We start from the raw sequence: 15,156 nt of genomic DNA on the forward strand, positions 1-15,156 counted from the left end.
TCCCTTAAGACAGCAAACTCAAAAAATTGAACGGCCAATACGTTGCGCCAGTAGTTCTAAGGCAGCAATACCTGCCAAAGAGTTCCCTGCCGCGTCAAGTTCCGGCGACCATACCGCGATACACATCTCCCCCGGCACCACGGCAATAATACCGCCGCCGACACCGGATTTGCCCGGCATCCCGACGCGATAGGCGAACTCACCCGCACCATCGTACATACCGCTGGTCACCATCATCGCATTAATCTGCCGTGCCTGACGGGCATCAATGAGCGGTGTCTCGCTACCCAGCGGATGCCCTTTATTGGCCAGATACACAAAGGTGCGCGCCAGCTCTTCACAGCTCATGCGCAATGCGCAGTAGTGAAAATAGGTGTGCAAAACGGTGATGACGTCGTTGTCGAAATTACCGAAAGACTTCATCAGATACGCAATCGCCGCATTGCGGTCGGAGTGCTCAAACTCGGAACGCGCAACGTGCCGATCGTAGTTGAGATCTGCCGATCCGGCCAGCTGACGCACCACTTCCAGCATTCTCTGCTTCGGTGCCGAAAGCCGGGTTTGCAGCATATCGCAGACCACCAGTGCGCCCGGATTGATGAACGGGTTACGCGGTTTACCCTGTTCCAGCTCAAGCTGTACCAGAGAATTGAATGGCTGACCGGACGGCTCTTTGCCGACACGCTGCCAGATTTCGCTTTCCTGATAACGGGTCAGCGCCAGCGTCAGGCTGAGAACTTTTGAGATCGACTGGATCGAGAAACGAATATCGGCATCACCGGCACGAAAGATCTCCCCTTTCGTGGTACACACGGCGATTCCTAAATGATCGGGGCTGACTTCCGCCAGAGCAGGAATGTAACCGGCCACTTTACCCCGACCTATCAGCGGCCTGACCTGCGCAAGAATATCTTCCAGCAAACTGTTATCAAGTTCGGTACCCAACGTCCTGCCTCCAGATGTAACAAAGGTGCCGGAAGGCACCTTTATGAGATTCAGAGATCCTCAGGATCTGCCTAAATCATTCGAGTTGTATCAAGGCGACAACTGAACTTATCCCCGGGAGCTTACAAAAGTAAGTGACCGGGGTAAGTGAAGGCAGTCAACGCAGAGACAATTCGAAGGATGACGGCAGAATCAGTCCCACCAGATATCGAATAACTCAGAAACTTCCACGTCTTCCATTTTATGGTCTTCTAACCATTTTTTGACCAGCGCACGTTGTTCATCAGTGCAATGGCCGATGTCCTGACGGCAAACCAGACCTTCCCATTGCAGATAGCCACTGCCGTCGAAGGCCAGCTTGTTTGGCTCGATCACACCGTCAATGAATTTATCCAGTGATTCGTCAATGGTTTCTACCGCGGTACCTTCCGGGAAACGCCATTTTACAGAGAAGCCCAGTTCCTGGAACTCGGCAATGTGTAACTTCTTACGTAAACGACGACTGCGATTTGTAGCCATTATTGCTTCCTCTCAAACATCAGATCCCATACGCCGTGGCCTAAACGCTGGCCACGCATTTCGAACTTGGTCACCGGGCGGGATTCCGGACGCGGGACATAATTGCCCTCCTGCGACAGGTTCACCCAGTTTTCTAAACTGGTCATGACGTCAAGCATGTGCTCCGCATAAGGCTCCCAGTCGGTTGCCATGTGGAATACACCGCCCACTTTCAATTTTTTGCGCAGCTTCTCAACGAACTCCGGCTGCACGATACGGCGCTTATTATGACGCGCTTTGTGCCACGGGTCAGGAAAGAATAGCTGCACCATGTCAAGCGAGCCATCCGGAATCATTTTTTCCAACACTTCGACCGCATCGTGACACATTACGCGCAGGTTACTGACACCCTCTTCATGCGCGGTCGCAAGACAGGCACCGACGCCAGGCGAGTGAACTTCAATGCCGATGAAATTCTGGTCCGGGTTCTGTTTCGCCATCGTGACCAGCGAGGTGCCCATCCCGAAACCGATTTCCAGCACAACCGGTGCCGGGCGACCAAACAAGGCATCAATTGCCAGAGGTTCTGCCTGAAACTCCACGCCCATCACCGGCCAGAAATTGTCCAGCGCGAATTGCTGACCTTTGGTCAGACGGCCCTGACGGCGGACAAAACTACGGATACGGCGCATCGCGCGACCGTTCTCGTCGAACTCCGGTGAAATGACGTCGTTTTTCATGGTGTTTCCACTCCGATTGGCAAGACGCGGTACCCGCGCGCGGATGCCTGTGCTTTGGTCACTGAATATAAGGAAAGGCGCATTATCCAAACTTACTCCCGATTAGCAAGGTTTGACGGCAGGAAATCCGTCAATACAGTGCGGAAAGTTCCGGTTTACAGCCAGACGGGAACTGTGATGTGATCAGCCCCGTCTTTTAACCCTGCCGGACTGTAATTCACCCATGATGGAAACCCCTGGTTTTATGGAAGCAAAAAGTTTTTCGCCGCTGGTGCTCGACTGGTATCAGCGCTATGGCCGCAAAACGCTGCCCTGGCAAATCGCAAAAACCCCCTATAAAGTCTGGCTTTCTGAAGTGATGTTGCAGCAAACGCAGGTAGCGACTGTCATCCCGTATTTTGAACGCTTTATGGAACGTTTCCCGACGGTGTCTGATCTCGCCGCCGCGCCACTCGATGAAGTACTGCATCTGTGGACCGGGCTGGGTTACTACGCCCGCGCACGAAACCTGCATAAAGCAGCGCAAACTATCGTCAGCCAGCACAGCGGCGTATTTCCAACAACCTTTGATGAAATTCTTGCGCTGCCCGGCATTGGCCGTTCCACAGCGGGTGCCGTTTTGTCGCTGGCACTGAATCAGCATTACCCCATTTTGGACGGCAATGTGAAACGCGTGCTGGCCCGCTGCTACGCCGTTGACGGCTGGCCGGGCGAGAAGAAAACCGAAAATAAACTGTGGGCGATCAGTGAAGACGTCACACCTGCCGAAGGGGTCGCGCAGTTTAATCAGGCAATGATGGATCTGGGTGCGATGGTGTGTACCCGCAGTAAGCCGAAATGCGAGCTATGTCCGGTGAAGTCAGGCTGTGAAGCCTATGCACATCACAGCTGGGCAAAATATCCGGGGAAAAAACCCAAGACGACGTTACCGGAAAAAACGGCCTTTATGCTGATGATCCAGCAGGAGGATAAAGTCTGGCTGGAGCAGCGTCCGTCCGTCGGCCTGTGGGGCGGATTGTTCTGCTTCCCGCAATATTCGACCGAAGACGAACTCACGCTGGGGCTGCAAAAATACGGTGTTACGCAAAATGCGTTGCAGCAGCAGACCGCCTTTCGTCACACTTTCAGCCATTTCCATCTGGATATCGTCCCGATGTGGTTAAATCTGCGTTCTCCGGCAGGTTGCATGGATGAAGGTGCGGGTCTCTGGTATAACTTAGCGCAACCACAATCCGTCGGGCTGGCTGCGCCGGTAGAACGTTTGCTGATGCAATTAGCAAAGCAGACCGCTGGCAAATAACCGCCCCAAAAGAACGATCGATAAGGAATTAGCATGAGCAGAACGATTTTTTGCACCTTTCTCAAGCGCGATGCCGAAGGGCAAGACTTCCAGTTGTACCCTGGCGAGATTGGCAAACGTATTTTCAATGAAATTTCCAAAGAAGCCTGGTCACAGTGGATGGCCAAACAGACCATGCTGATCAACGAAAAGAAACTCAGCATGATGAACCCGGATGACCGTAAATTGCTGGAACAGGAAATGGTGAATTTTCTGTTTGAAGGTCAGGACGTTCATATCGAAGGCTACACCCCGCCATCAAAATAATCATTTGTAACAATGGTTGAAACATTAAGGCAGGCGCTCCGGGCGCCTGCTTCTTTCAGCAGAAACGGCTTGTAAGATGAAGAAAATTTTAGCTTTGCTGATTATCGCGCCAATGTTGATCTCCTGCTCCGGCAGTAAGAAAAACCAGTTCAACGAAGCTTATGTGAAAGATACCAACGGATTCGATATTTTGATGGGGCAGTTTGCCCATAACATCGAAAACATCTGGGGCATAAATGAAGTGCTGATCGCGGGTCCGAAAGACTACGTGAAATATAGCGATCAGTATTACACCCGCAGCCACATCAACTTTGATGCGGGTACCATCACCCTCGAAACCATTTCAGGCACCGATCCGGCCGCCAGCCTGCGTAAGGCAATTATCAGCACCTTACTGGTGGGCGATGACCCGGGTAACGTTGATCTCTATTCAGACGTCAACGATATCCAGATCAGCCGTGAACCGATGTTGTACGGTCAGGTTCTCGACAACACCGGTCAGCCAATCCGCTGGGAAGGCCGCGCAGCCAGCTTTGCCGACTATCTGATCCAGAACAAGCTGATGCGTCGTCAGTCCGGTCTGCACGTGATTTATTCCGTGACGATTCAGATGGTTCCAAACCACCTGAATCAGCGTGCGCATAAATACCTGCCGATGATCCGGGAAGCGTCCGCGAAATATGGTGTCGATCAGTCGCTGATACTGGCGATCATGCAAACAGAATCGGCCTTTAACCCGTATGCGGTCAGTAATGCTGATGCGCTGGGTCTGATGCAGGTTGTGCAGCACACCGCAGGCGTAGATGTGTTCAAATCCGAAGGGAAATGGGGCAAGCCGAGTCGCAGCTATCTGTTTGATCCGCAGAATAATATTAATACCGGCACCGCGTATCTGGCGATGTTGCAAAACGTGTATCTGGGGAATATCAGCAACCCGACATCGCGTCGTTATGCGGTGATTACTGCTTATAATGGTGGGGCGGGCAGCGTGTTGCGCGTGTTCTCAAGTAATAAAACTCAGGCGTTTAACATCATCAACAATATGTCACCGGGCGATGTCTACACCACCCTGACGACCAAACATCCGTCCGGGGAATCGCGCCGCTATCTGTATAAAGTGAACAATACTCAGCGCAGCTATCGCCGCGTGGATTAGCATTTTGTCAGCAAATGGCCCTGAAACGGAGGCAGAATAGCCGCCGTTTCAGGGCAAGACTTGTTCGATCGCCTTCAGATAACGGGAAATAACGATCTTTTCATCGAACTCCCTGACCATCTTTTTCCTGCTCTCATTACCCATCTCCAGGCGTTGCACATGAGTCATATTAATGAGCCGCTCCATCGCCCGCGTTAAGCAGTCCGTATCTTGCGGCTCACACAGAAAGCCATTTATCCCGTCATCTACCGTATCCTGACAGCCAATATTACGGGTGGTAATCAGCGGCTTTCCCATCGCTCCGGCTTCAAGTAATGATTTCGGCACGCCTTCACGATAAAAAGAAGGCAGCACAATACAATCAACCTGCGCGATTTCCTGCTCAACATTATCGGATGTCCCCAGATATCGAATATTACCTTCCTCAATCCAGGCGGCCATACGCTCAGTCTTCACCGCTGCCGGATTGCTAACATCCAGAAATCCCAACAAGCGAAATTCGCAGCGTTGACCATGACGCTTCTTGAGTTTACGTGCGGCTTCAACATAATGCTCAACCCCTTTGGAATAAAGCATGCGTGCAATCAGGGTGAAACGCACGACATCATCGTCGGGTGCCGGTGTCACATTAAAACGAACCAGATCAACCCCAGAACCCGGTAAACGTTCGGTATGTAAGTAATCAGGCAGCATTTCAGTCAGGAATAATTCGCGGTCATCCTCATTTTGAAAAAATATTTTGGCCGCGTAGCGCTGGCTGAACCGATACAGGTGCTGACAGATTACCCTTACCATCCCTTTGCTCATGAAAACACTGCCCAGTCCGGCGATATTATTAATGGCTGGAATATTCAATACCTTTGCTGCGAGCGTAAAGTAGATATTATTTTTAGGTGTAAAATTCAGAATGACATCTACTTTTTCTTTACGTAATACATACCAGGACGAAAGCAGAGTAATAGAATCTTTAATAATGCTAGTCCCACCAGAGTCTATTTTCACTGAAACGGTTTTACATCCCAGTTCAGCAAGCCGGTGAGTATATTCATCCACAGGTGAGATGGCTATAACCTGATAGCCACTCTCTAACAGCGCAAGAATAGTATTTTTACGAAAATTATAAAGATACCAACTGGTGTTGGCGGTGATTGCGATGGTGTTTTTCTTATCGATTCCGTTCAAAATTATAGTTCCTTTTTGTTGCAGAAAATAACTTTCAACTCTTATTGCAATACATCCTGATTTATCCTTAAAGATTTCCAGCATGAATCAGAATACTTTTCTATTGCAGGAAGATTGTTATCTGTCGCAGCATTGACATTACAAATGCTGTAATCTCCTTTACTTGCAGATGAACTCCGATTATCAAAAATGTGAAAATTATTATTAACATGAATTTTAGGAATTGCCGATTTGATGAGAATACCTCTGACAACCTTGTCGAAGATATTACCTTTGATCGTGACGTTATCAGGAACAGTCCCTCCCGCATGCCTCAGGCTTATCACAATAGCAGCCATTCCATGCACATCAGTGAAATGATTACGACTGATCATAATGTTATAAATGCGCTGAAGCGAAGTGTTAGGTTCCAGATCAATGCTGCCTGGCATTCCTTTACGTGAAATACGGGTAAAGCGATTTCCATCAATAAGGATATCATGCCCGTCAATAATACTAATGCCATTACGGTTACTGAAGTTAACGCCGTCAAAGATGACGTTTCTTATCACAATATGGTGGTTTGAAACAACATTCCCCTGCCCGACATAAACTCCATCGCCACGAAACCCTGTGAGGTTTAAATTTGAAAGCGTAACATCGTGCGCATTGAATATACTGATCAGAGGATTATGTTCTGCAAAGCCGTTTTTTTCTGCGCCGCCAATAAAAGAAACCCCCGAAATTTGCACATTACTGACAGCCCTTGTGCTATCGCCCGAAGAAATATTTATCACGCCAACAGTATCCGGTAAGGTAAAAGTCTGTTGAATTTGCGCACCTTTTTCACCGGAAAGCGAGGTATTGCTGTCAATGAAGAGAGGATGACTGAGGAAACAGCCAGGGTGAATTATTTTAATCTGCGTATTTTTTATTTTCCTCTCTTTAAAAAAGTGATAAATGTCAGGTGTAATCAGGCAGTCAATGATGACTGTTTCAGCCCGACATAAAGAGCCGCTCATCAGCAATATCAGTACAACGCAAAAAAAACAGAGAGGATGTTGCACCCTAAGCACGCCTGCGGGAAAGCAAATAATCTTTATAGTGGCTGAAGAAATCAAAGCGAATTCTTTCTAAGAACTCAGGTTGATAAAAACGCGCCTTATTAAACGAGTAGTGCGCCATCATTAACATTTCCTGACGGTTATTCAGTAATTTCTCAATGTTTTTTGCCAACCCATTGGCATCATCGGGCTTATGCAAATATTCGCTTTGACATAACTCAGGCATTCCTCCGGCAGAACTGGTGATCACGGGGCAGGCTCGCGACATGGCCTCTATCACAGCCCGTGGCAACCCTTCCTGATTACTCGGCTGCACATAGAGATCGACAGTATCAAGAAATGAAAAAATGTCTTTCCCCGGCGTCCTTGGTCCGGAAAAAATAATATTGTCACGCAGGGATAATTCATCAATCATTTTAATATTCTTGAATTTACTTCCCGCACCCGTGATTTCAAGAACGATCGAAAAGCCTTTGTTTTTTAGCCGATAAATTGCTTGATAAAGGGTATTAAAACCTTTGTGTGGACTGTCAAGAGAAGCAATCATACCTATTTTGAAAGGCCCGCTGGAAGACGCAGTGATTTTATGCAGCCTTTGATTAAGAACATAAGCCGAGGTCGGCAATAATTCTACGTTAGAAGCAGACACTACATGATGTCTGTTGGGATAGCGTTTTTGCAAAAAACTGCCTGTCACATAAATAGCACCCCAGGCTTTTTTTAATCGCCTGCTTCACTCGCCAGGTTAATACCGGGGCATAGAGTAATCCTTTCAATGAGCCGTATCCGACCATCGCATCCCAGGGGCACGCGACCACCTCAACGACATAAGGAATATTCATCTGCCGCGCAAGCTTTGCGGTAATAAGACCTGTTTCGCTGGGTAACCTGATCACAACGCCATCACAGCCTCTGAGAGCTTCTTTAATTGCGATGACATTTTTACGGGAGGGTAATAACACAGACTTCAAAGAGGAATGATTTTCTATTTTTTTGAAAACCATTCCATCGCCGCTGGCCAGAGTCCAGTGCGGCGAAAATGAGGAATCACTTTTATAACGAGATAAAACTATTATTTCATTAAAATGATGAAAATACCGGGCAAAAGCAGAATAAGGAAGTTTACCAGGAGAATATACTTTCTCATCGTGATGAATAAAATAGTGGTCATGCGCAAAAACCATTTTCATGGTAATTCCTTAACTTTCATTGCAGGGGATCCAGCATACACCCCCGCCGTAAGGTGTTTTTTGGTAACAGAATTCGCCGCTACCACGACGTCAGAATCAATGACCGAACCCGCGAGGATCCTTACTCCGCATCCCACCCATACATTTGAAGCAATACAAACATTTCTCAGGTCGAGCGACTGATATTTAAAGGGCTGTCCGTACAATTCGTAACGATGTTCAAAGGAGATGATCGAAACAGAATGTGCAAACGATACATCACTGCCCACAGAAATATTTCCGGCAGCATCAACATAAGCGCGTTCATGAAAACTGATATTACTACCCAGTGAGAGGTTTTGCGGATTTTTGAATACGCACCATCGTGCGATATAGACATTCTCGCCGCACGTTTTTACCAGCGTACGAATAAGAATATAACGGATCCCTACCCCGATTCTTCCGGGAAAACCGGAGAAGACATCCAGAAGATAAGCGCGGAAAATTTGCGGTAAAAGAGACGTTATGGCACATAAAACAAGAATAACTCCCCGCCAGCGACGAAAAGACGCACGGCCATTTTTAATATTTTCAGGCATATAACCTCAATATTTCTGCCGCATTCTGCCCGATTGAAAAGCGCCCTGTTATTACATCAGTATTGATTTTTTTCGTTGCTGACTGAGTCATCAATACATCAATCTCTGACGTCCATGCGCAGAGATCGCTGAGTGACTGATGGGAAATACGCTCAGTCACATCAATAAGCCGCGGAACGTGCAAGGACGCGATGACCGGTAATCCGGCAGCCTGAGCTTCAATAGCCGCAAGCCCGAGACCTTCGTGCAGCGGCGGGAACAGGAACACATCCATAACATCGCGTAAAATTAACAATGCATCATTTCTTGCGCCGGTCAGGATAACTTTGTCAGCGAGACCCCGCTCCACGGCCCTTTTGTGCAAGTCTTTTCGCAAACTTCCTTCACCTACAATCAGTAAACACACATCTTGATCCCGGTATTGCGACAGTATTTCAAGCAGGAATTTGTGATTTTTGACGGATTCCATTCGCCCGACGGTTCCCAATACGAACGTGCTTTCAGCAATGCCCAGATCATGTTTAAGGCTGGTGGGAGCAGCAGACACAAGACGATGGAAATCTTTGCCACAGGGAATAATATTGACCACAGGCGCCCCTGTTTTATAGTGGCAACGCGCTGAATCTTCACTTACCGCGACGCAACAGGTTGAATAACGCTTAGCCAGGAGAATTTTGAAACTAATTTCAATGCGTTTTATCGGACCAGCATTTTGGTAGTACAGCGTTCGATCTGAATGAGCATGGGAAATAATCCGTGCTATTCCACACCTTTTAGCAATGTACGCCACGAAACCATTATTGAAGCTGACATGACTATGACAGACGTCATATTTGTTATTCCTGAAAACGGAGAATAAGGCAGCCAGGTATTTCAGCGGTTTTTTATAAGAAGGAATATGTATTATTTTGCAATCCATAGCTAATAAAGCATCTTCGTAAAACCCTTTATGGGGCTTATCGACGATAAAGGTGTGTTGAATACTTCCTGAGGTTTCTATCACAAAATCAAAAAGCCAGCTTTCAATCCCACCGATATCCAATTGACCTAACAGGTGTACAACTTTAATTTTCTTCATCTGATGTCCCTGAGGCGTAGGTTCTTAAATAAAGCAATATGGAGAAAATAACCAGTGGCATAATTAGCAATTGTTTTCTGAAAACGGCATCCCCCACGCTTCCAAAAGTATAATCGGTACGGATAGCGTAGAACCCAACCAACGTCATTACGGCAGAATAAATCAGGACACACATAATCGATGACATCAGTCTGGAGTCCAAAATGAGTGTGGTATATTTTATTGTCCTGATAATAAGAAGAACTAAAGTCACAATGACACAGAGCGCAGGTAGTAATGTAAACCCTTCATAATTCATCCACTGCGCAGGGTTAGGGGCCATATACATAAAAGCAAAAATCATTGGCCAGTTAATAATCAGCAGAATAGATTTGAAAAATGCGGCCAGCATGAGAATAAAAAAAGCCCCTAACGTGATGAACTTCATTGCCCGGTAATATTCCAGAGTAAAAACCACATACAGAAGTGCCGTTACGGGAGAATAGGGTCGGAGCAGGAAACAATAGCCAGCCAGCATCAGTATCACAACGGCCTTTAATAATCGCATCACTTTCCCCTGCGTCTTACAAAAATCGACTAACGCCAAAGCCAGAAGGATTGTCAGAAAGAGAATGAATATATCTTTACCAAAAACTGAAGAAAAATAATTAAACGTCGGAGAAACAATAATCAGGGATATCAGAACACAGCGAAAATCAACTGAACTCACATTAGAAAATAATCGACTCATTGCCGCGATGCTCATCAATTTAAACATACAATTGAAAATAACAATATAAAATGGATCTTTGGCAGGCATCAAACTATAAAATATTTGAACTGGCACCCCGAAAATAAAGAAGGATCCCGGCCCTTCAGTCATGCCGTTCTCATGCATTGTGGCCATTCTCGCCACAGCACCGGATAAAATTTCACCCAGCGAATTATTTGACAGTAAAAAATTATAATATCGTACGGCATCTATCCCGGGGAAAATATTAAAAACATAAATACAATAAAAAGTATAGATAGCAGAAAATAGTAATGCCGCAATGATCAAATAATTATACCGGGCTCCTGGAATGGTAATCGCGGGAATGCTCAACGCGGTCAAAGTAAAAATCACCACGCCTGCAGCATCACGGGCATCAAAAATAAGATGTGTTATACTTACAGAAGTGAGCATCATCAAACAAAGGTAAATAACACCACGTTTAAAATTAATATTCACTGTTACCTCACTGGTCGCTCTCTGTCACAGGCCTGAACACAGTTATATACATCAGCAAAGCAACAAAACTATTTGAGAAAAACAATACCCATGGTACAGAAAACACGTTCATAAACTTACAGACCAAGAATAATATAACACAATGGATAACCCCACCTGTAAAAGTACAATAAGAAATTGCTTTGCTCTTCCCATGAAAAAAACAAGTCGATGCCATAATCAGATAGAACCCCTGCGATAAAAATGCAGGTACCATAATGACTACAAATCGTTTAACGTCCTTATACTCCTCACCCGCCACCAGATTGTATACTCCCTCGGGAATTAACTGTGCCACAATGGTTACCAGTGTGCTCATAAAAAAATACCCAACGAAGATCAGTGTAAAGTGTTTACGGCTGATTTTATTATTTTTCAACTGACTGTACAGGTGAGGTGTTAATGCTTTATTCAGGGCCATCAGCACCACAGTAATAATTACGCTTAACTGAAATGATGCAGAGTAATTTCCCAGCGTGGAACTGGAAAAATAGTTACTGATCATAATCCTGTCCAATCCTGACCGGGCCAGAAAGCTCATATTATGAATAATGAGTGGAATACCAAAAAGTAGCAATTGTGATGATGTTTTTTTAACGGTATCAAAACAAAAATCGGCCTGCTTCAGCCAGTTTCTGTTGGACCATGAAGAAATAAATATTGAAATCAGGAAACCAAGAATAATCGCGTAAACCCTGATTTCATAGCTCACCTTAAAACAGTACAGGAACAATAATGTGATAACGAATGACATTGCTGCATTAAGGACTTGAGCAGTCATGTATTTCTTCGCTTCTTTCCTGGACTGATTAATCGATACGAGGCTTGTATAAATACATTGAAAATATCCCGCAATCGCGGCAAGAATAATTATATCACTCGGATAAAAAGCATATACCCCAGCAACGCAAAGGATAAAGGCAACGGATGATATAATGACAGAGGAGAAGAAATAGTCTGCCGAGTTGTAATCTTCTTGCGTATATTCGTACTTAATTATTGCGGCAGATGTGTTTAGTCCAATGAAGACAAAGAAGACCGCGACATAGGCATTAAATAAGGATATTTTCCCATACTGCTCAGGGCCTAAAGCACGTGAGAGAACAGGGAGAAGAAGGAAGGGGAAGATTTTTACAATCAGTTCCCCACCGACATAAATAATACTATCACTGAATATCTTTTTCATTATTTTTCACTAACTGGCATGATAAGCATCGTGATTCAGTCTTGATTGTCAAAAATAAGAATCTCTGTTAACCCCTGCAATATCAAAACTCAGTGGTAAACTCTCATGTTTCAGGCGAATGATATTCATATATTTCTTTTTTACCATAGTTATAAAATCCTGAAGGTTTATTAACTACTGCGTTGAGTATCACTCCATTAATATCAATATTATTTCTGTTAAATACTCTGATTGCGGATTCTATTTCACGCACTGTGCTCTGCTCAAATTTAGCGACCAGCATAGAAATACCTGCATACCTACCTATAATAACGGCATCGCTTACCGCAAGGACTGGTGGCGCATCAAGTATGACGAAATCATAATTATCTGATGCCCAATGAATAAGATCGTGATACTGCTTACGCAGCAAAAGCTCTGAAGGGTTTTTTGACCACTTCCCGCGAGTGATAATATCCAGTCCGGGGATTTTAGTACTCTGAACAGCTTCCTGACACGTGATTGAACCCGTAATCGCATCGGTTAACCCGACGTTCTTAATATCGAAGATCCGATGCGCATATCCTTTTCGCATATCACAGTCAATATATAAGACCCGCTTGTCAGCCTGACTCACTACCACTGCAAGGTTGGAGCTGATGAATGTTTTCCCTACCTCCGGAGTGGCACCGGAGATCATCAACACATTTGAACGAGCTTCCATCATCGAGAAATACAAACTGGTTCTTAAATTCCTCAGAGCTTCTATCGCAATATCTGATGCTTTTTCAAGTGCTAACAAACTAACAGGCCGAGTATCACTCATAGAATGAGAATAGTGATTATTCCTCCACTCTGACAGAGGCACATTTGAAACGACATTAAGTCCGATATCTTCAAGTATTTCTGCGGAGTCGATACCCTGCTGTAATGAGACCTGTGCCAGTATAAATCCAACTGATGAAATCAATCCCAGGCAAGCAAAGATAAATATTACCAGGACTTTATCAGGCTTAACCGGTTTTAATCCTGTGACGGCACTGTCGATAATTCTGACAGAGCCAATAGTACTTGCCTGGCTGATTTTAAGTTCTTGCTGCTTATTCAACAACTGCATATAAACGAGCTGACCCGATTGGACATCACGCGTCAATCTGACGACTTCCTGTTGCGTCAGAGGTAAGGTGCTGACTTTTTCATTCAGATTTTTCTTTTCATCTTTCAGAACCTGGATTTTTTCAATCAATGCTAAATAAGCCGGATGTTGTGTTGTATATAACTTTGAAATTTCGGTTTCTTTAAGGATAAGCTGATTAATCTGACCATCGAGTTGCACCATGCTATCGAGAGTTGATTTTGCTTCCATCGGTAAATCTACGGAATTGTTACGGCTTCTGAAGGCGTTTAATTTCGTTTCCGCGATTCCGAGATTGTTTTTTACCTGCGGAAGCTGACTCTTAATAAATCCCAGACTTTTCTCCGCTTCTTCCGCTTTTCGGTGAATACTTTGACGAGCATAGCAATCAATGATTGTCTGAAGGATGCTCTTAATTTGTTTACGATCCCTGCCATTGTAGCTAATAGTCAAAATACCGGTATCTTTGCCCTGATCGATGACGTTGACATTGGCTCGTAACTCCTCAATGACCTTGAGTGTTTCAACTTTGGTAACAGAAAACTTATCTCCCTTAAGAGCATGTATTTCGTTCACTTCAATACGAAATTCAGGAGTTTCCAGCATCTTCCCTGCCGTTCCAGATACGGTAGTACCGGACGGTGACGTTATCTGATACTCAGCATCATTGAGAATTTCAAGCGTATAAGAACCTCCGATAACACCTCTGCGTGGCTCAAAGATATCCACCGCGATCCGCGGTACTCCAGGCTGTGAGTAACGTCGTATCGCCTCTCCAATGATGGGGAAACTGATAAAACGAACTTCAGTATCCAGATTCAGTTTAGCAACCGTTTCTCCAAGGATTGCCCGGGAGGTAACCAGTTGCATTTCTGTTGCAGAAACAGGCGATTTCGCCGGCAATAATTGCGAGATATTACTCATCATGTCGATTTCACCTGAGTGATCGACCTGAACTAAAGCGTCAGCATGATAAACCGGAGATGATAAAAAGGCATATAACAAACCGATAAAGACAAAAATAAAGGTAATCACAATAATAATGTATCTTTTATCAATGATAGCGCCCATATTTTTACGTAAATCAAACTCGTCCGGGATACATTTATTTCCTGACTGACCCGTCATTTTTCCAATCATTTTAAACCCTGATAATTTAAAGCAGCTTTCCAGCCAGATACTGACTCTTTTATAAGAGAGAATATATAATCAAATGCTTCCATATCTTTTCCATAAGGATCGGGAATTTCTTTCCGCTGATTCCAGTGGCCCAGCAACATAATTTTCCCTCTGATTTCGGGTAAAGAATGAGTGATGGCATTGATATGCGTCCGCTCCATCACCAGAATAAGATCAAACTCCTTACCCCTTTCTGGTGTGAACGGCTTCGCCTTATGATTTTCCAGTGATATCCCGTGGCGTTCTGCCACCATTTTTGCCATGTGATCAGCCCTTTGTCCCTTAAGCGCAGATAAGCCTGCCGACTGTATATTTTTTTCAGGCAGACATTGTTTCATCAAGGCTTCGGCAATCGGTGAGCGACATATATTCCCCACGCACACCACCAGGATAGAATTAAATATCACCTTTT

General features: G+C 45.2%; 16 protein-coding genes. 3 read left to right on the forward strand and 13 right to left on the reverse strand.

Going from position 1 to position 15,156, the window contains the following annotated elements:
* Positions 1-18 precede the first annotated feature (18 nt).
* From glsB to trmB, 3 genes are all read right to left on the reverse strand, one after another.
* Positions 19-945: a glutaminase B gene (gene glsB / locus DXU84_RS09515; protein ID WP_013576837.1), complete on the reverse strand. Its 927-nt coding sequence runs from the start codon at positions 943-945 to the stop codon at positions 19-21.
* Positions 946-1,137: 192 nt separating this feature from the next.
* A complete protein-coding gene (locus DXU84_RS09520; RefSeq protein WP_013576838.1) occupies positions 1,138-1,464 on the reverse strand; it encodes a YggL family protein in 327 nt (108 codons plus the stop codon).
* Positions 1,464-2,183 (reverse strand): tRNA (guanosine(46)-N7)-methyltransferase TrmB, encoded by a 720-nt coding sequence (gene trmB, locus DXU84_RS09525; RefSeq protein WP_013576839.1) that lies wholly within the window; start codon positions 2,181-2,183, stop codon positions 1,464-1,466. Before trmB ends, DXU84_RS09520 begins: the two co-directional genes overlap by 1 nt.
* A gap of 223 nt (positions 2,184-2,406) precedes the next feature.
* Between trmB and mutY the strand changes: the two genes are divergently transcribed.
* The 3 genes from mutY (at position 2,407) to mltC (ending at position 4,945) form a co-directional block, all read left to right on the forward strand.
* Positions 2,407-3,483, forward strand: a complete 1,077-nt coding sequence (mutY, locus tag DXU84_RS09530; RefSeq protein WP_013576840.1) for an A/G-specific adenine glycosylase — start codon at positions 2,407-2,409, stop codon at positions 3,481-3,483.
* A gap of 33 nt (positions 3,484-3,516) precedes the next feature.
* Positions 3,517-3,789 (forward strand): oxidative damage protection protein, encoded by a 273-nt coding sequence (locus DXU84_RS09535; protein ID WP_013576841.1) that lies wholly within the window; start codon positions 3,517-3,519, stop codon positions 3,787-3,789.
* Positions 3,790-3,865: 76 nt separating this feature from the next.
* Positions 3,866-4,945 carry a membrane-bound lytic murein transglycosylase MltC gene (gene mltC, locus DXU84_RS09540; RefSeq protein WP_013576842.1) on the forward strand — a complete coding sequence of 360 codons (1,080 nt, stop codon included), beginning with the start codon at positions 3,866-3,868 and terminating at the stop codon, positions 4,943-4,945.
* A gap of 48 nt (positions 4,946-4,993) precedes the next feature.
* Here mltC and DXU84_RS09545 read toward each other — a convergent pair whose 3' ends face one another.
* The 10 genes from DXU84_RS09545 to DXU84_RS09585 form a co-directional block, all read right to left on the reverse strand.
* On the reverse strand, positions 4,994-6,127 hold the full coding sequence (locus tag DXU84_RS09545; protein WP_112150892.1) for a glycosyltransferase family 4 protein: 1,134 nt from the start codon (positions 6,125-6,127) through the stop codon (positions 4,994-4,996).
* 41 nt (positions 6,128-6,168) lie between these two features.
* Positions 6,169-7,128, reverse strand: coding sequence for a right-handed parallel beta-helix repeat-containing protein (locus DXU84_RS09550; protein WP_153375531.1), 960 nt, complete (start codon positions 7,126-7,128; stop codon positions 6,169-6,171).
* A 46-nt stretch (positions 7,129-7,174) separates the two neighbouring features.
* Positions 7,175-7,819, reverse strand: a complete 645-nt coding sequence (locus DXU84_RS25100) for a glycosyltransferase family 4 protein (protein WP_370461759.1) — start codon at positions 7,817-7,819, stop codon at positions 7,175-7,177.
* On the reverse strand, positions 7,806-8,360 hold the full coding sequence (locus tag DXU84_RS25105; protein ID WP_228388987.1) for a hypothetical protein: 555 nt from the start codon (positions 8,358-8,360) through the stop codon (positions 7,806-7,808). Before DXU84_RS25105 ends, DXU84_RS25100 begins: the two co-directional genes overlap by 14 nt.
* Complete coding sequence (locus tag DXU84_RS09560; protein ID WP_153375533.1) at positions 8,357-8,938, reverse strand: acetyltransferase; 582 nt, start codon at positions 8,936-8,938, stop codon at positions 8,357-8,359. The genes DXU84_RS25105 and DXU84_RS09560 overlap by 4 nt, the downstream gene beginning before the upstream one ends.
* Entirely contained in the window at positions 8,931-10,016 is a 1,086-nt protein-coding gene (locus DXU84_RS09565; protein WP_153375535.1) for a glycosyltransferase, read from the reverse strand. The genes DXU84_RS09560 and DXU84_RS09565 overlap by 8 nt, the downstream gene beginning before the upstream one ends.
* On the reverse strand, positions 10,003-11,226 hold the full coding sequence (locus DXU84_RS09570) for a hypothetical protein (protein WP_119261941.1): 1,224 nt from the start codon (positions 11,224-11,226) through the stop codon (positions 10,003-10,005). Before DXU84_RS09570 ends, DXU84_RS09565 begins: the two co-directional genes overlap by 14 nt.
* 7 nt (positions 11,227-11,233) lie before the next feature.
* Positions 11,234-12,451, reverse strand: a complete 1,218-nt coding sequence (locus DXU84_RS09575) for an oligosaccharide flippase family protein (protein WP_112150898.1) — start codon at positions 12,449-12,451, stop codon at positions 11,234-11,236.
* A gap of 103 nt (positions 12,452-12,554) precedes the next feature.
* Complete coding sequence (locus DXU84_RS09580) at positions 12,555-14,705, reverse strand: polysaccharide biosynthesis tyrosine autokinase (protein WP_112150899.1); 2,151 nt, start codon at positions 14,703-14,705, stop codon at positions 12,555-12,557.
* Positions 14,702-15,151, reverse strand: a complete 450-nt coding sequence (locus DXU84_RS09585; RefSeq protein WP_370461760.1) for a low molecular weight protein-tyrosine-phosphatase — start codon at positions 15,149-15,151, stop codon at positions 14,702-14,704. Before DXU84_RS09585 ends, DXU84_RS09580 begins: the two co-directional genes overlap by 4 nt.
* Between the last annotated feature and the right edge of the window lie 5 nt (positions 15,152-15,156).

This window comes from Rahnella sp. RcJ3 (assembly GCF_009498575.1).
Taxonomy (GTDB): Bacteria; Pseudomonadota; Gammaproteobacteria; order Enterobacterales; family Enterobacteriaceae; genus Rahnella; species Rahnella aceris.